The sequence below is a fragment of the Pseudobacteriovorax antillogorgiicola genome, from assembly GCF_900177345.1.
GTDB lineage: Bacteria > Bdellovibrionota_B > Oligoflexia > Oligoflexales > Oligoflexaceae > Pseudobacteriovorax > Pseudobacteriovorax antillogorgiicola.
The window spans coordinates 57,167-79,289 of the sequence record NZ_FWZT01000004.1 but is presented as its reverse complement, the minus strand read 5'-3'; the positions used below and the strand labels follow the sequence as shown (position 1 = coordinate 79,289).

Annotated in this window: 21 protein-coding genes; 11 read left to right on the top strand and 10 right to left on the bottom strand. The window is 46.3% G+C overall.

Features of this window, described 5'->3' with window-relative positions; all coding sequences use genetic code 11:
* Positions 1-179 precede the first annotated feature (179 nt).
* Positions 180-833, top strand: coding sequence for a hypothetical protein (locus tag B9N89_RS06520; RefSeq protein ID WP_132316925.1), 654 nt, complete (start codon positions 180-182; stop codon positions 831-833).
* 37 nt (positions 834-870) lie between these two features.
* On the opposite strand, the gene B9N89_RS06515 is transcribed toward B9N89_RS06520, so the two are convergent.
* Positions 871-1,614 (bottom strand): SDR family NAD(P)-dependent oxidoreductase, encoded by a 744-nt coding sequence (locus B9N89_RS06515; protein ID WP_132316927.1) that lies wholly within the window; start codon positions 1,612-1,614, stop codon positions 871-873.
* Between the two features lie 242 nt (positions 1,615-1,856).
* Between B9N89_RS06515 and B9N89_RS06510 the strand changes: the two genes are divergently transcribed.
* A complete protein-coding gene (locus B9N89_RS06510) occupies positions 1,857-2,564 on the top strand; it encodes a hypothetical protein (RefSeq protein WP_132316929.1) in 708 nt (235 codons plus the stop codon).
* 278 nt (positions 2,565-2,842) lie between these two features.
* Positions 2,843-3,652 carry a LysR family transcriptional regulator gene (locus B9N89_RS06505; protein WP_132316931.1) on the top strand — a complete coding sequence of 270 codons (810 nt, stop codon included), beginning with the start codon at positions 2,843-2,845 and terminating at the stop codon, positions 3,650-3,652.
* 27 nt (positions 3,653-3,679) lie between these two features.
* Here the strand turns inward: B9N89_RS06505 and B9N89_RS06500 are convergent, their stop codons facing one another.
* The gene (locus tag B9N89_RS06500) at positions 3,680-4,069 is read right to left on the bottom strand and encodes a response regulator (protein ID WP_132316933.1); all 390 of its coding nucleotides are present in this window, start codon (positions 4,067-4,069) and stop codon (positions 3,680-3,682) included.
* Between the two features lie 359 nt (positions 4,070-4,428).
* Here B9N89_RS06500 and B9N89_RS06495 point away from each other — a divergent pair, with 359 nt between their 5' ends.
* The 5 genes from B9N89_RS06495 to B9N89_RS06475 all read left to right on the top strand — a co-directional run bounded on the left by B9N89_RS06495 (position 4,429) and on the right by B9N89_RS06475 (position 10,147).
* The gene (locus B9N89_RS06495) at positions 4,429-5,541 is read left to right on the top strand and encodes a hypothetical protein (protein ID WP_132316935.1); all 1,113 of its coding nucleotides are present in this window, start codon (positions 4,429-4,431) and stop codon (positions 5,539-5,541) included.
* Positions 5,542-5,621: 80 nt separating this feature from the next.
* On the top strand, positions 5,622-6,929 hold the full coding sequence (locus tag B9N89_RS06490; protein WP_132316937.1) for a metal-dependent hydrolase family protein: 1,308 nt from the start codon (positions 5,622-5,624) through the stop codon (positions 6,927-6,929).
* 106 nt (positions 6,930-7,035) lie between these two features.
* Entirely contained in the window at positions 7,036-8,274 is a 1,239-nt protein-coding gene (locus tag B9N89_RS06485) for a hypothetical protein (protein WP_132316939.1), read from the top strand.
* 274 nt (positions 8,275-8,548) lie between these two features.
* Complete coding sequence (locus B9N89_RS06480; protein ID WP_132316941.1) at positions 8,549-9,331, top strand: endonuclease/exonuclease/phosphatase family protein; 783 nt, start codon at positions 8,549-8,551, stop codon at positions 9,329-9,331.
* Positions 9,332-9,616: 285 nt separating this feature from the next.
* A complete protein-coding gene (locus B9N89_RS06475; RefSeq protein WP_132316943.1) occupies positions 9,617-10,147 on the top strand; it encodes a hypothetical protein in 531 nt (176 codons plus the stop codon).
* Between the two features lie 63 nt (positions 10,148-10,210).
* On the opposite strand, the gene B9N89_RS06470 is transcribed toward B9N89_RS06475, so the two are convergent.
* Positions 10,211-10,501: a hypothetical protein gene (locus B9N89_RS06470; RefSeq protein ID WP_132316945.1), complete on the bottom strand. Its 291-nt coding sequence runs from the start codon at positions 10,499-10,501 to the stop codon at positions 10,211-10,213.
* 396 nt (positions 10,502-10,897) lie between these two features.
* Here B9N89_RS06470 and B9N89_RS06465 point away from each other — a divergent pair, with 396 nt between their 5' ends.
* Positions 10,898-11,095, top strand: a complete 198-nt coding sequence (locus tag B9N89_RS06465) for a hypothetical protein (RefSeq protein WP_132316947.1) — start codon at positions 10,898-10,900, stop codon at positions 11,093-11,095.
* Positions 11,096-11,156: 61 nt separating this feature from the next.
* Here the strand turns inward: B9N89_RS06465 and B9N89_RS06460 are convergent, their stop codons facing one another.
* From B9N89_RS06460 to ligD, 3 genes are all read right to left on the bottom strand, one after another.
* A complete protein-coding gene (locus B9N89_RS06460; protein WP_132316949.1) occupies positions 11,157-11,720 on the bottom strand; it encodes a DNA ligase-like domain-containing protein in 564 nt (187 codons plus the stop codon).
* 117 nt (positions 11,721-11,837) lie between these two features.
* Entirely contained in the window at positions 11,838-12,473 is a 636-nt protein-coding gene (locus B9N89_RS06455) for a hypothetical protein (RefSeq protein ID WP_132316951.1), read from the bottom strand.
* Between the two features lie 58 nt (positions 12,474-12,531).
* A complete protein-coding gene (ligD, locus tag B9N89_RS06450) occupies positions 12,532-14,658 on the bottom strand; it encodes a non-homologous end-joining DNA ligase (protein ID WP_132316953.1) in 2,127 nt (708 codons plus the stop codon).
* Positions 14,659-14,921: 263 nt separating this feature from the next.
* On the opposite strand from ligD, the gene B9N89_RS06445 reads away from it, so the two are divergent.
* Entirely contained in the window at positions 14,922-15,290 is a 369-nt protein-coding gene (locus B9N89_RS06445) for a response regulator (protein ID WP_159455192.1), read from the top strand.
* Between the two features lie 106 nt (positions 15,291-15,396).
* Here the strand turns inward: B9N89_RS06445 and B9N89_RS06440 are convergent, their stop codons facing one another.
* From B9N89_RS06440 to B9N89_RS06425, 4 genes are all read right to left on the bottom strand, one after another.
* Positions 15,397-18,318 (bottom strand): tetratricopeptide repeat protein, encoded by a 2,922-nt coding sequence (locus B9N89_RS06440; protein WP_132316957.1) that lies wholly within the window; start codon positions 18,316-18,318, stop codon positions 15,397-15,399.
* A 140-nt stretch (positions 18,319-18,458) separates the two neighbouring features.
* Entirely contained in the window at positions 18,459-18,872 is a 414-nt protein-coding gene (locus tag B9N89_RS06435; RefSeq protein WP_132316959.1) for a response regulator, read from the bottom strand.
* Positions 18,873-18,887: 15 nt separating this feature from the next.
* Positions 18,888-19,931, bottom strand: coding sequence for a M14 family zinc carboxypeptidase (locus B9N89_RS06430; protein ID WP_132316961.1), 1,044 nt, complete (start codon positions 19,929-19,931; stop codon positions 18,888-18,890).
* Positions 19,932-19,940: 9 nt separating this feature from the next.
* Complete coding sequence (locus B9N89_RS06425; RefSeq protein WP_132316963.1) at positions 19,941-20,780, bottom strand: GNAT family N-acetyltransferase; 840 nt, start codon at positions 20,778-20,780, stop codon at positions 19,941-19,943.
* A gap of 326 nt (positions 20,781-21,106) precedes the next feature.
* Here B9N89_RS06425 and B9N89_RS06420 point away from each other — a divergent pair, with 326 nt between their 5' ends.
* The gene (locus B9N89_RS06420) at positions 21,107-21,994 is read left to right on the top strand and encodes a lysophospholipid acyltransferase family protein (protein WP_159455191.1); all 888 of its coding nucleotides are present in this window, start codon (positions 21,107-21,109) and stop codon (positions 21,992-21,994) included.
* Positions 21,995-22,123: the final 129 nt, after the last annotated feature.

Genomic DNA, 22,123 nt, shown 5'->3' with positions numbered 1-22,123 from the left:
AATTTACATATTTTATTTCAGGGTTTTTGCATTTATTCATTTTCTTAATGAGATTCAAATCTTGGCTAAGCTCACCCACTTTTTAGGCGGTGAATATTTACATCAAAAAACAGAATCAAGTTTTGGGCCTGAAGTCCGAACCTTACTGAGGAATATATCGTCGATAAGGATAGAGAACTATGAACCTTACAATTAAACGACTAGTGATGACTCTCAGCCTGCTGGTAGGGCTTGCCTGCGCCAATCCAGCGATCGCATCGATCGGTCTGGGCCTGAATGCGGGACTAGGAGTTCTCCCAGTTCCAACAATGGGAGCTGATATCTTTTACGATATGGGGCAAATCACCGTTGGAGCCCACTATGCTGCTGGAAGTGGAGACTTTTCCGATATCGCAGACGTCGGATCAGCTGACATCTCTGTGGAGAAGCTTGAAGCTGACGTCAGCTTGATGACCATCGATGCCCGCTTTTTCCTAATCTTCGGCATGAACTTCTTTGCAGGAGTCGGACAGCGAACTGTAGACTTCGCCTACAGCCTTCGTGATTCCAGCCTTGGTGCGGAAGCTAACGGCACCATCGAGACGAAGAGTACTATAACGAAAGCTGGCTTCGGCACCATGGGCCGATTCGGGGTCTTCTATATCGGTTTCGATTTGGCGGCGGTTCATGCTGCTGCTTCGGGCTCTGCAAGCACTAGCACCACGACCAATATTCCTGCTGCTGCATCAGAACTACAGAACCAACTAGATGATCTTCAGAACTTCGCAGAGAATGACGTAGCCAAGGGTACCACAGTAGGTGTCGCCATCCTAAGCATCGGCGCATTGCTCTAGCCTTAACGATTCACCCAGGGGTTCAGTCTCTGGGTATCTAGTTGCTCAATACCCTACGCTTTAAAGCTTCTGGAAGCAGATTCGCAATTCTGATCAGATAGTAAAGCCGACGAGGAAAGTTAATCACCTTCTTGCCACTTTCAATACCGTCAATCATCAATCTCACAGCATCATCGACCTCCATTAGAAACGGCATCTTGAACTTGTTCTTTGCGGTGAGAGGGGTTTTGATAAACCCAGGGCAAATAGTGGTAACTTTGATACCAAAGCTATGGGCTTCCAAACGGAGCCCATCCAAATGAGCCCGAACCGCATGCTTGCTAGCGCAGTATACATATGTCTTAGGAAAACTTATGTATGACGCAAGACTCGCGACCCCAACGATATGCCCCTGGCGACGGGCTACCATATCAGGGAGCACAGCAGCGATAGTTTCCATCAACCCGATGACATTCACTTCATAGATCTTTTTGGCTAGCTCTGGGTCGAAGCTTTGTATGGGCTGGTCGACACCGATTCCAGCATTGGCCACCAACAAATCGATCTGCCCCAGCTCCCGGCTCACTTGCCGAACAGCGTCCTGCACTTGGTCTCGATTCACCACATCGCACGGACAGGCCACGGCACGACGCCCCTTGGCCTCTACCTTGGCCGCGAGCTCTTTGAGTAGATCCTCCCGTCGTGCCACCATTCCAATATCGTAGCCACGATCGGCCAACTGTAGGCAGAGTTCATGACCGATCCCCGTGGATGCACCAGTGATAAATGCAACTTTTGTCATAGGCTGTGTCTCTTAATTATTTCTTAGAGTAACTCAACCCCACTCATAGAATAGAACTGCGATAGTGTTCAAGTCTTTACGAATCCACAGGGAATGTTTTATCAAAAATTTTTTTGAGGAAGGGAGCAATGTAAATTCTTGGTTTTGGCTTCATTTACTTTTCTAGACTGGCTGGCCAAGCCTTCCTCTCTAGAAATTTCGCTGTTAGAAACAATGCATAACTTTTGGTGAGGGAATACCCAATGACAATTTTAAATGCACTTATTTTAGGTACCGTGTTCCAAGCGGCCCCAGTACAACAAACTTCATCGATCTACGTTCACGAAGCAAGCTACCAAAGCAATCATCAGGTAGAGGTCGAGTTTTCTCATGCAGGCGGATGCCAACCAAGACAGTTTGCAATGGATATCAATTCTTGCAACGGCGAAATACCAGCCACCTGTGCTGCAACCATTCGTGATGTGACTGACACAGACTATGTTTGCGAACGTCTGATGCGAACCAGGCAAATTTTTACTATCCCAGACCACCTAAGAGGTGCAGGATTCTACCTTCGCTTTACCCAAGCGGAAGATATCGAGATTGTTGCATCTGAAATCAAGACGGCAGACTCTGTTATCAGAAGAGCTAGCGTTGAGCCAGTCAATGCTGGTATCAACCCAGACTACAAAGCCTATGAATTCAAAGCTCAGGTTATGGTGGGTGCGAATCCGTGTCAGGCCCGAGATGTGAATGTTGAACTGTCACCTCAGCAACAAGGTGAAACACTCGTTATACGCGCCATACGCTCTTATCCAGAAATCAAAGAGCAAAGTCTTTGCACCTTGGAGTTCAATCCTCAGTTTCAAACTCTAAAAGCTCAGTACCGCTTCCGCGACGGTGAAGTCCGCCAGATCCGGATTGAAAATGTCACGAGTATTGGTGAGCATGTCACAGTCGACATAGATTAAGGTGTGTATTGAATGTTGAACTCTCGATTGGTACGAAAAATAAAATGCCTCGCTTAAAAGCAAGGCATTTCCCTAACCAATCTGCCATCAATCTATTTAGAAATCTAAACACATGAAGGCTTATCCCCTATAGGTTGCTATACCTAGCAGCTCACTAAGTCTCTAATCCAATTCAATTTTTTCATATTTACTATCAGATTTTTAGATATCCTAGACTAGGCTCTAGCTTTTTTTTGAAATTTTGACATAATGAATTCTGTACAAGTAGAGGATTTCTTATGGATTTTAGATATTTGAAGGCATTCATCGCCACCGCCAAACACGGAAGCTTCTCCAAGGCTGCCGAAGAACTCAACATTGCTCAATCCGCTGTTAGCCGCCAGATCAAACTACTCGAAGAGAGCATCAACGATGAGTTGATCCTGAGGTCTTCCAAGCAAATCACCCTGACCCCTAAGGGTAAAGAAATCTTTGAAATTGCTTTAGGGTTTGTGAATCAGATCGACGAAGCCCTTGAAGAAGACCATCAGAAAGAGATTCGGGTCGGCATCATTCATGGCCTTCTTGAAAACTGGTTTCCCGACGTCTTACTGAGCTACTATCAAAAGTTCGACAATAATGTGAAGATCTCAATTGCCAATTTCCAAAAACTCCAGGACCGACTAAGTCAAGGCAAGTACGATATCATCTTCACGCCGTTTAACGTACAAAATGATATTATGACCTCTCGGCTCATCTTCGAGGAGTCTCGTAAGATTGCCTCTGCGAAACCGATTGATATGGAGAAGCTGCACGAAGAACGCTGGATCATCTACAACCAGGAAGATTTAATCCTGAAAATTAGCAAGAAGCATTCGCGGCGAATCATTGAAGTAAATTCCATAACGTCCATGCTTCGATTCGTCAAAGAAGGCTTAGGGATTGCTGTATTGCCCGATCACATGCTGCGCTTCGAGCCTGACCTCAATGTAGTCGAGTTGCCAAAACACGATAAGTCGCCTATTTACATGTCGACACTAAACTATACAGTTATGCCTGGCTACCTAAAAGCCCTTATCGATGAGATCGTCCAACAACCGCCACACTAAAGCCTCGAAAAGAAGACGTTATCCCTTTCAAAATGATGTGGCCACCATTGTCGGGTGGTTCACCACCTGATCCCGCATCACCATCTGATGAATCCAGGCCATTGCATCGAGCAGATCTTTTGGTTTGTAGAATACTCGACTGACACCTCGTTTCATCATTTCGTCCACGCTATATTCAATACAGCCAGAAATCATGACGATTGGTAGATGGGGAGCTGCGTGTCGAATCCGCTGAATTCTATCCAGATTGCTCTTATAAGGCAGACCCAAGTGCGAAACCAATAAATCGTAAGCGCCACCTACGATTTTACTAGGATCTAAAACTTGGAATGAATCTGTTCTTACCGGTAAATCGAGGAATAACTCACGATAAATATCAAGCATATCACTGTTGCGCTCGACGATGGCGATTTTCATATCCAAAGCCCTAGGAAAATAAGATCGTTAGCTTAGTCCTCCCATAGATCCTTAGTCGTCGCAAGAAAATAGACCCAAGTTAAGATAAATTATAGGTTTCAATCAGCCCGCCGCAAAAGCAGGCTGCTGGATGAAGATAGGCCTATAAGCGAGGAAGAGACATGTTGGCAATATGGTGACGGCGAGCGCCAACGGATTGCGTTTATCAAGGCATATCAGATGCTTGTGTTCCAAACGTCAACAGTCCCTAGGTTCAACCTCCCTAAAATCAATTCTCATGCCACGAAAAAAGTTGCGCCAGCGCTCCGATGATCGACTAGACTGAGGAAGCAGCCGATAACGAAAAGCAGGAGGCGGGGATGATAAAAGAACTTTGGGATCGCATAAGAGGCCAGAATCAAGGTCTGACGATCAAAATCAACGAACACTTGAGCGCTATCGCCCAAGAGTCTGAGGGTCACTATTCCATCTGCTACTTGTTTATTGGAGTCCACGGCAATACACTCATCGGCCTCCCACCTCGCCCAGGGAGCTTCCGCCAGTTTTTCATTGATCGCGGCGGGGTGAAACAAGTATTTCCATTCCGAACGAGTCATCACCTAAGCAGCGCAGCCGAGGAAATATTCCGAACATTCGGCTGCCGGTTTATTTTTACAAGTCATGCGGGTCCCTGGTCAGTGCCCTGGCTATCATTAGATGAAACTTTCCAACACGGATTTCATGTAACCACCCAAACAGATGACGAGGGCGAAACCTCATGGCTAGTGAAAACTCGCGGTCAAAGCTTTTTAGTTGGTTCGTATAAGCAGACTCATTCCGATGAAAGTACGGAACTTCGGCTGAGAAACCAATGGAGTGTTCCACCCCTGCCTAGTGACCTGCTGGATAGACGTTTGTCCACAAGCTCGTTGGCAGAGCGCCAGGAATTGATAGATTTGCTTTGCTCACAAAAAATTTTACTCCACCAATCCCCTCATGTACCGCTCATCGCATTATTTGATGATATCGAGTTCGAAGCCTCGGACTACGAAGTCATTTCACCGAAGGCCCGCATGCAATTGGATCAAGCTCTCACAGAACTTGGAGCCATCCGATTTCGCAATCGCTTCTATCGCTGGCGCCAATGGGAACTTGAGATTAGTCGACCACCACGATCATTGGCAAGCCCGCCTCTGGCTAACATCGAAACTAAGCATCAAAAACTCATTTTCGTCACACCGACTCAATTTTTTATCTATGTTATGGAAAGTTTTGATCTGAGCCATCGCGACAAGAAAGAAATAACCTTGGCCTTGGTAGCCGCATTGCCTGTGAACTTGAGAAAGTTAGCTCGCCTTCTACCAGATGTCTGGCGAGACGAAGTGTTTCTGATGCAGCTCAAGCGAACGCAAAAAGCTAGTATCGAGCACTTCAAAAGCCGTAGACCCCGAGGCATTATTGGCCACCCGAATCGCGAAAAACCTCGGGACTAGCAGAAAAGTTCGCCGATCTATTGCCTCCGTTGCCAAGCTGTCATAAGTTCAGAAAAACTTACACACCAACGGAGTTCAATATGAAGCTTGTGGTTACAATCACCCTACTTATATGTAGCAGTGTTGGCTTGGGAAACCAACGGCAAATCATACATGCTGGCCACCTGATCGATGGCGTTTCGAATCAGGCAAGGGAGCGAGTTTCGATTCATATCGAAGGGTCTCGTATTACTAAGGTTCAGTCTGGCTACCAAAGCCCAGCCTCAGGGGAGCAACTGATCGACCTTCGCGATTCCTACATTTTGCCGGGCTTGATGGACATGCATACTCATGTATCCTTTGAGTTCGGGCCAAAGACCTACCTAGAAAAGTACACGCTAAATCCCGCTGACTACACGATCATGGCCCTTAAAAACTCAGAAAAAACCTTGATGGCCGGCTTCACGACAATCCGCGATCTGGGAGACACTGGAAATATAACTGTGGCAGTTCGGGAAGCTATCAACAAGGGCCTGTACCCAGGACCTCGTATTTTCACAGCAACGAAGAGCATCGCAACAACAGGTGGACATGCAGACCCAAGCAACGGCAATCGCTTGACTGATATGCACGACCTCGGAGCAGCTCGCGGGGTGATCAATAGCGCAACGGAAGCCCGCAAAGCGGTGCGCCAACGCTATAAGGAGGGAGCTGATCTCATCAAGATTACAGCAACTGGAGGAGTGCTTAGCGTTGCTAAAAGTGGTCAGAACCCTCAGTTTCAAAAAGATGAACTGGATGCCATCGTGAAAACTGCACAAGACTATGGCTTTACAGTGGCAGTGCACGCTCACGGTAAAGAGGGAATGAAGCGAGCGATTCTTGCTGGAGTCGATTCCATAGAACATGGCACCTACATGGATCAGGAGATCATGAAGCTCATGAAGCAAAAGGGGACTTACTATGTCCCAACCATACTCGCCGGACATTGGGTTGCTGAAAAATCCAAAATATCAGGCTTCTTTCCTGATCTGGTACGACCCAAGGCCGCACAGATCGGACCTCTGATCCTCACTACCTTTAGTAAGGCCTATCACTTCGGCGTTAAAATCGCATATGGCACCGACAGCGGCGTATCCTCCCATGGTGACAACTGGCAGGAATTCGGACTGATGGTGAAAGGGGGTATGAGCCCCATGGAGGCTATTCAATCAGCAACGATCCATGCTGCAAAGCTTCTCAAACAAGAAGACAGCTTGGGCTCTATCGAGAGTAAAAAAATAGCCGATATTGTCGCCACAAAGGACAACCCTCTGAAAGACATCAATGCCATGGGGCAGATTCATTTTGTGATGAAGGAGGGCCGGATTTATAAGAACAATAATCGATCTTTGCAAGTGAGTCACTAAGCTCCCACTGTTTGAGGGCTGTCGTGTAAATAATTCGAGTATTTACTTTGATGAGTAAACATGAAATATTGACGGCCCTCAAACGTCTCGGGAAAGGACATTCATCTTGCTAAAAATACAGAATTTTTTCTTGTGCCTCGGACTCATCTCTTCTTTAGTTAGCTGTGGCGAGCCAGAAACCTCCAGCCCCAAATATGGGATCTATAAAAATCCTAAATCGTCGTTCGAAAGCTTTTCGACCCTCTACACCCTGCAACGAACTCAGGGAACGCTCAATGTCGTACTTTCCTATAAAAACTTCGATGAGCCTATTGGAATAGCTACAGACCAGATGGTAAAGGACAGCATAACCCGCGCCTTGTCCGACTGGAACAACGCTTTGGCAGAACACCCCGACTGGACCCACAAAAATCTAAGGGTGAATTTTGTAGATGGCGATACTGATGATTATTGTACAAAGGATGATGCCGTTGACTATCAATCAACTTGGTGGGAATGCCGACACGAAGATAAAATCAAGATTGTCATCGATCAAAAAATCCGCCGCAGCTATGCAAACATGTGGCATGGGATGCTGATTATTGAAGGTCAGAGAGTCTTTTTGGATGCTAGTGATTTCTATAAGCTAGTGCTTCACGAGTATGGTCACTTGCTAGGTCTCGCGGATACTTATAATGAGCCTGGCCGCCAAGAACTCCAGGATCAACCGCAAGCGATTATGAATAACCTCTGGCTGGTTGACGGCTTACAACGAGATGACGAAATCGGTATCCGAGCACTATGGTCCTATCTTGACCAAGACGCCCCCTATTGCAAGATTGAAGACGGCTATGGCTCCGATGATATCAGCCAGGGATTAGGGCTTTACTGCGTACCACTGAAAGATACGAGTACGATTGAACTACCTCAGCATGGAACCCTTACCAATGCTCACTCATCAACTTTAATGCATGCCAGCAGCTACTACAAAGCTGGACCGGGCAAAGAAATTTATCAAGTTGATGGACCGAAAAACGATGCAGACGTCTACATATTCCATAAGTCGCGGAGCAACCCTGGTTATTACAAAATGATTTCACGGCGCTATAACACATGTGTGCACGGTAGTTCGACTCAACGTTTTGGCAAAGGCTTCAACGTTTATCATAGGGCTTGCGATGGCAGCGACGGCGACTACTGGAAAGTGAAGGCACTATATCGTGGTAACCTTGAGTTTAGGAATAAAGCAAACAATCTATGCTTACGATTTAGCAAAAGCTTGAAAACGTCTGCTCAGAAACTTCAGATTTATCTGAGTTCCTGTGATGAAAACCAAGAAACCCAGCTCAGGGTAACCCCAGAATAAGATCACACGCTTTGACTTGCCTCACGGCAAGTCCTCCTCACCCTCTCGTTAAACTCTCGTGAAGAAATGCAACTCAAAACTCATGTTAGTTTTATAGAACAATCATTCGCCTGTGTTCAGCCAACACAAAAATACCTGTCTATCACTGTCATCTAGCAACACTTAAACGTAACGTTTAGTTAATAAAATCCTTATAATATTTCGCTGTTCTGAAAACTAGAAAGTCTTTAAGGTGTCATCAAAATTCAAGGACCCTATTTTTTATGGAGTAACTATGCTTAGAATCCGCAATGGACTCGTGAAGCTGCTAGTCATTCATGGGATGGCACTTGCAAATCCTTCTGCCTATTCTGAAGACAACGAATATCGCTCACTAAAAGTTATGACTTTCAATGTTAGAACTGAACTGGCTAACGACCCAGGTGAGCAGAACTGGCAAGCGCGAAAACAAGAGGTAGTTCATGCTATCAAGTATCAAGACCCCGATTTACTTGGAATTCAGGAGGCCACATGGCAGCAGTTTGATTTCATTCGCTCTCGATTTCCCCAACTGAGTAGTTCCCCAAGAAATCAGATGTTTTTTAGGAACGATCGCTTTGAATTTCTTGCATCGGGAACCGTAAATCTCGTGGATGACAAGTGGGGTGATCGATTTGCTGAGTGGGTTAAACTTCGCCGCATCGCTACAGGGGAGCAACTGATTTTTTCTAGCTCTCATTGGGGAGTGGATACCAACGCACAAAATGGATCGGCTGGAGCAGTTCGAGACAATCTACCTTATATCAATAATAACTGGCAAATTCCCACTATCATTGCTGGTGACTTTAATGCTCATCCTGGAACTTTAGCGATCAAAATCCTTCTTCAGGAAACTCCACTAATAAACCTCTTTTGGGGCAACACATTTAATTCTTGGGGAGCTATGGACGTTCAGCTGGATTATATCATGGGCTCAAATATTTCAGCTGATACCTGTTACCTCGATTGGTATCAGGAAGGAGCCTTCGCTCCGTCTGATCACAGACCCATCATCTGCCTCATCCGCCTTGGCTCTTAGGAACTCATTATTTACAGATGTCCGTGGCTTTTACATTAGTTTCATGGTTCATTAGCTCCTACCCAGCGCTGTCCAACACAGTGCTGGATGTCTACCTATGCTAAAGCGCTGGAACCACTGACTTTGGCAAACGCTCGTTTTAGATAGACAGCATATCAACATTAGATACTCTTGGAATGATTGATGTTTTTCATCAACAGCCCTGCACTTCGCGCAGATTTTGCAGTGGTGTCGTTGAGAAGACCTTGTCCATCCTTGCTGTTCTTACGTTAAATAGGAGTTGAAATGAAAGCCAGTCACAGCCTGTTATCTCTAAGTATTTTGTTTATTTTCGCATGTCAGCCAAAGAATCAATCAAATTTGGCAAGCTATCAAGATCCTGAATGTGCAAGTATACCAACCCTTGCCCCTGAACCATCCGTGGTCATTGCTGATCTAGAGAAAGATTTAGTTCATAGCGGTTTATCTCAGCCTGAGAGCCAAGCCCTTGCCACCTACATTCTGAACAACCGAGAAGAGTACACCTCCCTAGTGGAACGTATTCGCTTCAACCAATCGGAAGCAGGGTGTGGTATCAATGATGAATCTACCCTCCAAAAACTTGCCTTGCATGGTCTTAATCATAGAAGCCGTGTGAATGTATTTCAGGGAGAAAAACTTAAGATCGTTGGGGTTAGTGATCCCCGTGTAACTTCATATGTTCAGGTATTTGTGGACTTCTACTGGGATTCTGGAGTGTATTGGTTTGTGCTGTCCAACCTAGAAGACCAAACATCTGCCGATCGCTTGATCATAGAGCATGGTGTTGACGACTAGATGTGCTTGTGGGATATAAGAAAGAGCCTAGGCGGCTCTTTCTTGCTGCCAAATTCCACTTAATTACTTTTCACCAGTTGCTGTCACTGAATACATCTGCACAATTATAAAGTTTCTCATTTCAAGACGAGTCGTTACATTCTTAGTCGCACCCTTTTGCTTTAACTGAGCAATCGCACTAGCCTCTAGTGATTTGGCGTTGGGAGTTGTTAGGGATAGAAAACCCATGCCAGACGTTGATGCCATCACTTGACGACCCTTGTCTGCTGTAACGTTGGAAGCACTAACCCCAGCGATGTGAACACAAGAAGTCATGGACAAAGACATTAGAATTGCGAAAAAAATTCGTTTCATGAGGGCTCCAAAAAAATTTGTTAACATTCTCTTAGCTCCCTGGGTGTCGGCACCTAGTCTACAAGTTAAAGCCCAATGGCAAAAAAATACGCCATAGGTCTTTAGTTTTTTCTGGAAGTACCTGCGAATTCTTGGAAAAATCTGCTAGCAAATTCAGCACCTTCTACCCCCGTTGCATGGTTAAGTCGCAGATAAGAGTCCCATGGCAGACGCCATTGAGCAGATTTCAAGCCGGAATATTTTTCCGAACATGCCCCATAAGCTTCAGAATTCACTGACTTTCAAACCGAGCCGTTGGCGCCATGGATTAATGCATTGAAGACTAAGGCCACCATTGACGAGAGTAAGAGTGGTAACCGTCGACCTCCGGGTCGTAACTACATGTTAGGAGTTGACATGAAATCTTTGGTCCCCATCATCGTTAGCCTTTGCCTTGTTCCTTCACTGAGCTTCGCTTGCCCGAACTCAAAGAAGATGAAGGCTGAGACGGACGATAAGAAGAAGAATGTGATTGCTGAAATAGTGGAATCTGAAGGCAGCATCACCAAGTCCCCCGATACCAAGCCCGCTCTCGCTAGTGCCGAGAAGCAGTAAGTCCTTCATTCGATCTGGGTCCTTTAGCGGGCCCAGCTTCAAAAACGCACTCGCGATGTGGTTAATGAATCGAACGCCCAGGCCATCGGCAACGGATCACAGAAGTGTCGTGAAACCCTTTCGTCGACCACGCCTTCAATACAAAGCCTTCAACATACGGCGGTGCTTCTTCGATCAGGGAAAAGCACTGGGCAGCGGATCGCCAAATCCCTAGAGTCTCTACGTTATCTGATTGATACACCCTAGGTAAAAACTCATAGCGATCACCATAGGAGAGATGATTGAGTAACTGGCCGTCCTTCCGTAATATATCGAACAGGAAAATCTTATCCTGGCCTTTAAGCCACTCACCCTCAATGACTGTCCATCCATCCTGCGGGGCGAATAATCGGCGTAATTCCTGACAGAGGACGTCAGGAAGTTCTTTCTTATGAAGCTTACCTTGGCGATTATAAACCAAGACGGGATCACTGGTATTTGCGCTTAAGTGACATTGTGCACGATGACCGTGAATCTTGTACTGCGCGATCCAACCTCGATCTAAGACCCTTTGAAAAGCCCCTTGGTCTGGTCTCATAGTTGTTTTAGGGTGAGGGGAGCGAATATAGCGTGAGGGTAGATCCATGCGAGGCCTCGTAAATATGGTGCTCTGATGAATGCTGCGGATGCCGTGCAATGCTCTCTCCGATTCGGTGGAGAAATCTTATACGCCATCCAATGGGACATCTCAAGGCGTCTTCACTTACCGTATGTAATGCTTCAATTTGAGATCTCTTATCAAGTCAGAAAGTTCATCCGCACTTTTTACATGTTTTTTAGCACGCTCTAATGCACCCGGAGCCGCCTTCATCAGCATCGGCTTAAAAAGGTTCTCTAAGACTTCTTCCGGCAGGGTTTGCAAGGCATCCACTACAGCGTCGTAGTTTGCTTCGAGAACCTTAGGGTCGAACCGTATCGACCTATAGTCACGAACCACTAACTCCTCCGCTGCGTCTTCTCCCCACCGATCACGAATCATATCCAACTCGTCCTCAGTCAAGCCAGCACTTGAGTCCATCACCACATAGGTGACCATCGATTCATCACCCAAAATTTTGTAGCTCTTATCAAGTCCTGACTGAGAACGCTTACAGAATTCACCGCTGGCAAACTCCATAATAGCGTCTTTATGAACGGTCGCTTCAGCCTCGAAGTGTTTGGCCTGTTCCTGTGCGTCTCTAAAATGATCAATGGCCTCTTTGATTTCCGCTGGAGGTTCGACAGTATCTGAAACTTGAACAGACTCTGTACGCGACTTTTTTGTTTTGAAAGGGTCTTTCTTGGAGCTTTTCTTCGGTGCCGAGACCATGGTCCACCTCACCATTAAATCTAAAGACACCTTAGCTATCGGAAGATTTATGAAATAATCAAAAACCTATCAACAAGCCCTCATGTTTCTAGGGCTTTACATCCTTCAGCCGGTGCCTAGCCGTCTCCAGATCGTTAGCTAAACTCAAAAGGTCGGCCCAAGGTTCGCCCCGCGACTTGAGCCGATCGCGAACAGAGACAAGGTTAAGATCACCAGCCCGAAGATCAGGGACAAGCTCATCCCAAAGCAGTGGGCACGACACGCTGGCATCTGGAGTCGGTCTTAGGCTGTAGGGAGCAACAATTGTCTGGCCACGTGCATTCTGATAGCAGTCAAGATAGAGTCGGCCTCGCCGTTTATTGGGATTGCGCTCCAGAGTGCAAATATCTGGCAACTGCTCTTCCACCAAAGTACACACGGAAAGGCAAAAGTCGCGAGCCTGTTCGTAGGAGTGGTTTTGACCAAGAGGAATTCCAATATGCAGGCCTGATCGACCCGAAGTTTTAATTCCGGAAACGACCCCAATTTCATCCAAAAGCTTCTTCACAAGTTCAGCAACACGGTAGGTGTCTTGAAAGGGGCGACCATGGGGATCAAGGTCGATATAAACCAATTTCGGCTTATCAAGCTCATGAATCGTCGACATCCAAGGATTGATCTCAATAGTGCCAAGATTTGCGAGATAGAGCAGTGAATCCAAGTTTTGACAAAGAGCATAATTGATTGTCTTTGAAGATCGACTAGAGCGCCATGGATAAGTCTCCAGATAGCGAGGCAAGAAGCCAGTCATATCTTTTTGGAAGAAGCCTTGCCCCATGACCCCCTGAGGATAACGCACCAGTGATAGAGGACGATCCTTGATATGGGGGATGATATACGGCGCTACCTGCAGATAATAGTCAAAGACATGAGCCTTCTTAATTCTGCGCTCGGGCCAGTAGACCCGATCACCGTGGCTCAAGCGAGCCTTGCCTCGATAGACTTGGGGCTCTGGTAGAATGAAGGATGCTTCAGTGCTAGGTTCATCGTGCTGATGAGCAGCCGAGCCCACCTTCAATTCCGGCTCCTCATGGCCCTCCTTGAAACCCAGCAGGACCTGGTGACTAACTCCAGCTACATAGGAGCCATACATGTAGTAATGGCGAAAAAGCTCTGTTTGCCCCCGTACTTCCCGTGGAAAATACAGGTGACTGCATGAATCGATCAAGGGCTTCAGTGCTGTCTGACGATTTTCGTAGGTTTGATGAACCCAAAGCTTACCATCAAGAGCCACTAGATCGTAGACAATCAAACCATCGACTATTTCTGGCGACAGGACGCAATCGAGAATTCCCTGACTTAATTGCCCTTTTAGGTTACGAATCAAGTCTTTGTAACGAGTGGTATGATCTAAGCCTCCTTTGCTCACAAGTTTAGGCCGACCGTGATGAAAGCTGAGCAAGTACCTCTTGCCCGCCCAATTTGGCTGCATGATCCAGTGCTCGTGGCTCTGCAAGCGCTCTCTCTTTTGTGGAATCATCAGCATCTTACCATCTGAGGCCTTCGCCACAGACTCCCAAATTTCCGATGCCCTGGCCGGTTGTGGGTAAGGACTCTCTTTTTCCTGGCGCTCCGTCCTCTCTCCTGCTCCTTGCCACACCTGGTCAGAGGCTGCCAACTGGGAAAAATCGCGACCAGAACGAATCGATGTCATTGGCCAATTTTGGCGTTTAGTGCTGGCGAATTGGTCCCATTTCTTTACTAGCAACCAGTTTTTTGTTTGCTTGATTCGAATCAAGGCGAACTCACCCTGCACCCTCTTCCCCTTTAGAACCACCGTTATATGGCCGGTATTTAGCGCGTTCTCCATAACCTCCCTAGCACGACCTGGTTCCGGAAAGGAGCGTTCTTGATAGGTGCCCTCATCCCAAATCATTACCGTTCCTGCTCCGTAGTTCCCCGGGGGGATCACACCTTCAAAGTCAGCATAGGCCAGTGGATGGTCTTCAACAAAAACTGCAAGTTGTTGATCGGACGGGTTCAGAGAAGGGCCTTTGGGTACCGCCCAACTCTTTAAAACATCACCAATCTGAAGTCGAACGTCGTAATGCAAACGCGTCGCATCATGACATTGAATAACAAATCGACTCTCATTGGATGATGGTACTAAATCACGATCGTCTGGCTCAGGGGTCTCGTCGAATCGCCTTTTCGTTTTGTACTCTTTGAGACTCATTCTCTGCCCTTACGCTGATCACAGACCATAGTCAATATTCGAGGTGGAGATGCTCCAACAGGTATGGCTGAGATTCTAAACTCTTCAAAATCGTCGATTATCAGAGCAATTCTATCCTAATAACCACTATCTCCATTATCGGCTGGAAAGTTGCCACTCTTAGAATTCTTAGGGAATTTTGCCAGCCTATGATGAAATCTAAGGGTGACTCGACGAATGGCGAGGGATGTTAGATAATAATAGGGTGATATAAGGAGGTGGGCTTGAGCCGAGTTCTTATTGTAGAGGATGATTTCGATATCCTATCAATTATTGAAGAGCGACTAGAGATGCTGGGCTTTGAGATTTCCAGTTGTGGGTCCGCGGAGGGTCTGCCGGAGGCTTTAGATCGGAGTCAGCCAGATATTATTCTCCTCGATATAAAACTCCCTGGAAAAGACGGAATTGAGATTGCTCGCGACCTTAAAGCAGATCCCAAAACCGAGGCTATCCCACTGATTGCCGTCAGCGGCAATCCCGACATTGGAGAAACCAAGCAATATCTCGATGCTGGATTTGCCGATACCTGCCCCAAGCCAATTGATTACACAGACCTGATGATGAAGATTGCCAGAGCTTTAGGTCTCCAGTAAGTCCCTGGCATTCAGGGACTACACTACGTTTTTAATACAGCAAGCACTGATCTTGGACCTTTTAAATCAGACTCGACAGCATATGCCACCCAATAGAGGCGGCCTGCTATGAGCCTTCTTCGAGCCTCTCATTTCGGATTCGATATTTATCAGCAAGGTCGTCGAACTTCGACTTATCTTTTTCTACCTTTTGGAGAAATTCCTGCTGGAAGTCCCGAAGAACCTTTTCCATAGACTGTTGGATATTTCCAGATAGCTCCACAGCACCTATGGCGTCTAGGGAATCCTGGCCAAATTGTTTAAGCCTTTCGTAGGCATTCTGACAATATTTATTTTCCTTAGGTGTACAAACTCTCTCATAGGCGGTTTTTATCGTTTGAAACACCTTATAGATTGATTCAATTTGAGGCCGAAACTCCTCGATGCCAAAGGGCCGATTTGGAAAGGGAACTTCGTACTCATAGTGCTCAGCCAATGAAAATCTCAAGAAGCCGAGGGCTTCACCAACTTCTTTGTATTTCTCCACATACTGCATCAAGATTTGCTCTTCTCGCTTCATATCTTGAATCGCTAATTTCTCAGTAGCGGCCTGAGCCAGTATGGTGTGAGCCAAGACATAATTTTCCTCACCAAACTCAATACGGGCCAGCTTGATCACAGGAATCACATCACTGATGGCCTTATTGCCTTCCCCGTAAAGCCTTTCCAAATTCACGTAGGTTAGTGCCGACCGCACCCGCTCCTTCGTCGTAGCTCTCTTGTCCAGAGCGTGATCGCGCAGGTGTTTCGCCGCCAGTGTATACTGCTTTAGGGCAATTAGGATCTTAGCACGCTCGTAGCGAGCTTCGGTCAGCTTAGGATCGTTTGGAAAATTATCAATATAGATTCGGTAGAGTTCGGAGGTCTTTTCCAATATATCAAAGTCTTTAGAGTCCCTTCCCCAGGCACCTGCTTCCAGAATCATAGCCTTAGACACAGCACTGTTGGGATACTGATCTACAAGATTTCGAACAGTGACAAGTGCCTTCGTCAACTCTCCGAGGCGTTGATAGAGACGTGCAACCTCCACCAGAATATTTTGCCTTTTGGGGTCATTAGGATACTTTTCAACCACCTCTTCCAAATCGACAATAGCCTCTTTGTATTTTTTCTCTTTAGAATACACCTGAGCCCGATTGATCAGGGCGACTTGATAAAACTTCTTCATATCGAGAACTTGTTGTTCTAAAGTAGGTAATATCTTTCGCACCTCGCACAAGCGAGTAAGGTTGATAAAATCGGTCCAGCGTTTTTGCTTAAAATAAGCGGCTAAAAGCAAACCAGCTGCACCGTTCGCGTCTGTTCCTGGCTCAGCACTTGGTAAAGCCTTACTCCAGAGAACCTCTGCATTACTAAACTGACCTGTAACACGATACAGCAGCCCCAGGTGACCAAGATCAGCCCAGCTAATATTTTGCTGGGCCTTGGCTTGGGCTCCAACTATAGCGCTATAAATCTTGATCAGGGTTACTCTCTCTGCCTTATTTCCTGCAGGTAACTTGCCCCAAGGTGGTTGCGGAGGCCAATTTGCCAAGACCCTTTGCGAATCTGAAGCCTTTCGGTAAAAGGTGAGCGGGTCCTCTCTCGCAAGATCAATAAACTCAGCTACAGCTTCTTTATGCAAACCAAGAATCGAATACAGCTGCGCTAAGTTCTTCTTCACCTCTAGAATATCCTTGCGGAGACTTTTAAAAATGTTGGTAAACTCTCGGGAAAGGAGCATTGCTCGTTTTCTAAGCGCAACATCTTTAGACTCGATCGCCTTATCTTGCAAATCTCGTATCATTTTTCGGTAACTTAAAAATATCTTCCTGGAAGCTGACTGGGAGATTTTTTGATACTGAGGGTTCGGTTTCTCATAGCGCTTCACCAGTTCGTTATACACAAGGGCCAAGTCTTCATATCGCTTATTTTTATCGTTTAACATTTGTGCGATCTGAAGGTACCTGAAGTCTAGCTTCACAGCTACAGGAGAGGACCGGAACGCATTGGAAAGGTTTTTATAGGTGAGCAGCCCCTTACGCAGCTGTCCGTCCTGGACCTCTTCAAGGATGATTCGTTCGATAAGTGGAGCGATAAGCTGCTTGCCTCCCTCTCGCACTTCCACCAAAGGTGCACGACGCCAGTCAACTGATTTCTGCAAACGTAACCAAAGGTATAGTATGGTATGATTGATCCGCCAGCGAAGGCCCGGCGCTCGTATCCCTTGAGTGCTACGGTTGATCGCTAGGAGTCGCTGATTCATCTTATCGAGACCTTTACCTCCAGAGATGAGATCTTCCCCAACTTCCAGACGTCTTTCGATATCGATAAGAGCCACGATGGCCTTTTCATAGCGATCTAACTTAGTCTTCTTATTGAAGATCATCCTTGCTGATTTAGCTGTACTAGATGACGAACTAAGGTTGTAGTAGATCAAAATATCTATGGAGCTGCGAAACTGAGAGGGAGCATCTTTTTGCTTGTCAGCAAGCTTCGCCACCGCATCGCCTAGGTAGGCTGGCTGACTCAAACCTGTTGACAAATAGAGGGTATGAACATAGTTCCGCTTCATGGGCTCTTTTTCTTTTAGGTAAACCCATTCTCCAAGTTTGTAGATCATATCCCGAAGTTTTTCCATTTTGTCTTCATGCTGGCTGATGTAGTCGCTTTTTAGGAAAAAGATGTACACATCGACCGCCTCTTCAAAAGCGGTTTCTAGCTTCCCTTGAGTTGCTTTATTGGCATCTTGGATCAATGAACCGTAGCGTTTGGCCAAGCGCTCGTAACGGCGAACAGCATCGCGGTTAGTCTTAGATAACTTTCCGGGGCGGTGGTTGAGGAAAAAGTTCGATTCAATCAGTGAGAGAACACCATTTTCGGGGCTATACTGAATCACAGGCGGCAGTTTCTCACCGACCCGCTCTTCAATATAGGTCTCTGCCTGTAAAGTTATACTGCTCGCTGCAAAGCTGACGGCAAATGCGATGAGGCTCCACACCTTAGCCATCGATCGTCTCCCTTCGAAACATCTCACACAAGTCTTATTCACGGGCAGACTATCGTACTAATTGGTGGTAAACCTTAGAACATATAAGCATCATCTAATTATATCAATGACTTTCGAAAATGCTCAGACCTTTGGTGGGCTCAGGCCCCTTGTCTCATCTTTTGCCCCACCGCGAATGTGATCACGCGATGGAAGCGATCTTGCTCAAGGGGCTTATCAAGAGTGAAGACATGACTCCATGCATCGGTCTTAATTGCCTCGGAGTAAGAATCTGCATACCCAGAAACCACAATGATTGGCACCTGCTGATTGGGCCCTGGATTGGACCGCAAAGCTGTAACCATTTGAACTCCCGTCATCCGAGGCATCTTCATGTCCGCTATGACCAGATCGAATGGCTCTTCATGAAGCTTATTCATACCATCCAAGCCATCAATAGCAGATCGGAAGGCAAAGGTCACATCTAACCCTAAGCCTTTCCACTGAGAAATGATATCCTGCGTATATTCGCGAACATCTTCGTCGTCATCGACGATTAGAACCTTAAGTTCCATCAAAGGCCCCTTCCTTTAGCTTGCCTGTGAGCGATACCAAATATGAGTTGCTTTTTTCTGTAAGTGAATTTTCTGACCAGGCGTGAGGTTCGCCCATGAATCCCCGGAATTCACAGCCTTCAAAAGAAAATCAAACAGCAGTAGGTGTCGGCGCTGGGTGCGTTTCAACCGGTGAGGTAAAACTGGATTAAAAATTCCTAGCGCAGAGAAGACCTGCCTAGGGTTTTTTCGAATCCAATGCCATGACCCCATCTCTAAGCAAAGAGGTACAAAAACCCGATCTTGATCCTTGCAATACTTACGATGCTCAAAATACATGTAGTCCCAGACATCCCCATGGGCCATGTAGTGGATATTTTGAGGTTCGACAGTATAGATATGATTAGGGTAACTATGGTCGAGCAAGCGCTTAAGTGCAAGGACCTTATGGGCATCTGGGAAAACAGTTTCAGAAAAGGCAAATGGAAACCAGAGGCGGTCGATCAAGCCAAAGCCCGAATGGACATCGAGTACTACTGCAAGATCTGAATCGAAGGTATAACGCCTCACATAATCGCATAGGACTTGAGTTTCCAACTCCATAGCTTCGCCCTCCTCGCCACGATACCAAGGAATCTTGGGAGACACACGATGACCACTTACAAATGGCAAGCTGGTTTTGCGAGCATCTATCGGGGCGTTGCGCATGATATCGACACCATTACCATTGGATCTGGTACGACGATACATACCCACTGGATTTGCAAGAGGGTAGATGTGAAGCTGACATTTATCAAGAATTGCCCGCACCGACTGATCCCACTTTAGAAGTCGGATCAAAGTTTGCAGATAGGAGGTCACCACATGGGTACCCACCTTCTCCAAACCGTGAACTCCGCCCACAAGAACCAGCTTAGGAACGTTCTTATCTTCAGAACCGAAGCGAAACGACAAAAGGGGAAACTTGTATTTCTTATAGGAAACCCAAGCCTCCTCGCAGAATTCGCCTACCCCGTTGAGATTCTGTGCGCATTCGTAAATATCTCTTAGCTCTGGGAAGTAACTAAATTCCGCGCTCAATGATTTGCCCTACTGAATTTGTCGTTGTATGTACTTCCTTAGAAAGGACTTCGATAGACGCTCAAAATCTAGGACTGTGAAAAAGTCAATGCACCCAAAGCGTAGATCAACAGCTGGGGCACCATAGATTTTAGCTCCGGCCTTGATATAGCCCAAGAGCAGCGGCGGTATCAAACTGGAGTCAACCACCTCAGGTTCCGATTGCTTGCCAGTCAACATACCTTCTACCTTAATTAAATGGTAGTTGGCATGGGGGCATATGTCAAATTCATCAGACAGTACCCCTTCCTGCTTAAGAAATCTGTAGATATTAACAATCTCTTGCAGATCCAAACTCTGAACGCTACTGCACCCAAACAGAAATTGAGCCCCCGAGCGGGTCATGTATTCGGCTATTCCTCGCCAGAGCAAGTGCAATGCGATTCCTGCTCGTTTACCTTTTTTCACACAGGCCCTTGAAAGCTCCAACGTTCGTGACGAGTTCTTAAGGAAGGGCTTAATGTCGAATTCTGAAGCTGAGTAGAAATTCTTAGAATAATCGGAGTAAATCAGGCGATAGCTGGCAATGACCTCCTCACCTTGCATGATGATGAGAAAGTCAGCATCAAGGTCGAAGGCTTCAAAATCACTTTGATCAGAAATATCGTGGCTGGCAAACTCGCTTAGGAAGACCTCGCGCCTCAACTCCAAGACTTTGTCGAACTCTGCTTTGCTGTTCGCCGTCTTGATCGTATAAGAGGATTGCTGAATCTCGAAAGGTAGTTTGGCTTGCCAAGACTGCGGCAAACTCTTATTTGCTTGTTCTGCCATGGATACCGGAACGGAACACGCATTACTTTCGTAGTACACTTAGGTCTCCAACGCTGGTGAAAAAATGTATAAGGAATAGCTCACTAATCAATCATACTGATTTATTTGAAGTCTATTTAAAGTGTAAATAAACTAAAGATTAAACTTAAGTCGTTTTTTTTCCTTCTACACTGTATGCCATCCAATCGTGTCACTTTAACCTGTTTTCAGCGCCTGTCAAGGGGGCTAGGTTGCTTTCCTAGCCTACCATGCTAGTAGTAATTTAAGGGAATATGAAGACTCTATAAACTTGAAAATTATTTGCTGACGCAGCCTTGTCAATAAAGTTAAGCTTGGCGTTGTTGTTATTACTTAAGGAGATCAAGGTGGCCACGATTCGAGGATTGTATCGTCTCTTACTCGTCATTCTAAGTTGCCTCGCGCTGTTTGGAGTCCATCTCGTCCTAAGCTTCCTTGATGTAGGTTTACGTCTGTTTAAACCTACCTGGTGGAAGGAAGGGGTGCTTCGTGTGAGGCTAAAAGGCTTGATTTTTAAAGCCCTTGTAAAAACAACTGGAATTCGCTTAGAAACCACGATCGAAGCCAAGGAGCCCCTGAGCGACACCAGAATTCTGTTTCTCGGGAACCACGTCAACTATTTAGATATTATAGCTCTTTCTGTTCTACACCCCATGGCTTTTATTGCCAAGGAAGAAGTCGGTCGGTGGCCTCTGATCGGTCCTCTCATAGCTCGTATGCACACGATCTTCGTGCAACGGGAAGATGTCTGGCAGCGTGTTCGCTGCGTGAGAGCCCTTCAGCGGGGAATCAACAGTATGTGCTATTGTCTTTTCCCAGAGGGCACAACCACAGATAAGCTGGTTCCAGACCTTAAAAACTGGAAGGCTGGGCACCTTTTAACCCTGCGAGACCCGGGTGTTCGAGTGATTGCAGCTGGTATCCGCTACCAAGATCACGAGAAGCTAGCCTGGATTGATAATATGACCCTAGCTCCCCATCTATGGATGGTCTTAAAACGCAAAAGCATCATCATTTCGATGCAATTACGAGAAATCGACATTCAGCCATCTGATCTTAATGATCTACGAGGCCTTTCCTATCGGATTCGAGACGAGGTCGCCGCACTATGCGTGAAGGCCGAGCAAGCTCTACGACCCATATCAGCTAGCGCGCCCTGTGAAGACGACGAAGAAGAGGACATGGCACTCATGGTGTCGAGTGGTGAGCTGGAAGCACCCGCCAGCCGCTGTTAGAACCACCACGGCAAAATTTCACTGGATAATATATAGGATTTTAGCTACTCATACGGACTACACAGGGTAGCCTGACTTCAAACTTCACTTCGAAACCATGCTCATCAAGGCAATGCCCCAAAAAAGGAC

Coding starts and splice junctions, on each gene's coding strand:
- B9N89_RS06520 (WP_132316925.1), top strand. CDS start 180: ATGAACCTTACAATTAAACGACTAGTGATGACTCTCAGCCTGCTGGTA.
- B9N89_RS06515 (WP_132316927.1), bottom strand. CDS start 1,614: ATGACAAAAGTTGCATTTATCACTGGTGCATCCACGGGGATCGGTCAT.
- B9N89_RS06510 (WP_132316929.1), top strand. CDS start 1,857: ATGACAATTTTAAATGCACTTATTTTAGGTACCGTGTTCCAAGCGGCC.
- B9N89_RS06505 (WP_132316931.1), top strand. CDS start 2,843: ATGGATTTTAGATATTTGAAGGCATTCATCGCCACCGCCAAACACGGA.
- B9N89_RS06500 (WP_132316933.1), bottom strand. CDS start 4,069: ATGAAAATCGCCATCGTCGAGCGCAACAGTGATATGCTTGATATTTAT.
- B9N89_RS06495 (WP_132316935.1), top strand. CDS start 4,429: ATGATAAAAGAACTTTGGGATCGCATAAGAGGCCAGAATCAAGGTCTG.
- B9N89_RS06490 (WP_132316937.1), top strand. CDS start 5,622: ATGAAGCTTGTGGTTACAATCACCCTACTTATATGTAGCAGTGTTGGC.
- B9N89_RS06480 (WP_132316941.1), top strand. CDS start 8,549: ATGCTTAGAATCCGCAATGGACTCGTGAAGCTGCTAGTCATTCATGGG.
- B9N89_RS06475 (WP_132316943.1), top strand. CDS start 9,617: ATGAAAGCCAGTCACAGCCTGTTATCTCTAAGTATTTTGTTTATTTTC.
- B9N89_RS06470 (WP_132316945.1), bottom strand. CDS start 10,501: ATGAAACGAATTTTTTTCGCAATTCTAATGTCTTTGTCCATGACTTCT.
- B9N89_RS06465 (WP_132316947.1), top strand. CDS start 10,898: ATGAAATCTTTGGTCCCCATCATCGTTAGCCTTTGCCTTGTTCCTTCA.
- B9N89_RS06460 (WP_132316949.1), bottom strand. CDS start 11,720: ATGGATCTACCCTCACGCTATATTCGCTCCCCTCACCCTAAAACAACT.
- ligD (WP_132316953.1), bottom strand. CDS start 14,658: ATGAGTCTCAAAGAGTACAAAACGAAAAGGCGATTCGACGAGACCCCT.
- B9N89_RS06440 (WP_132316957.1), bottom strand. CDS start 18,318: ATGGCTAAGGTGTGGAGCCTCATCGCATTTGCCGTCAGCTTTGCAGCG.
- B9N89_RS06435 (WP_132316959.1), bottom strand. CDS start 18,872: ATGGAACTTAAGGTTCTAATCGTCGATGACGACGAAGATGTTCGCGAA.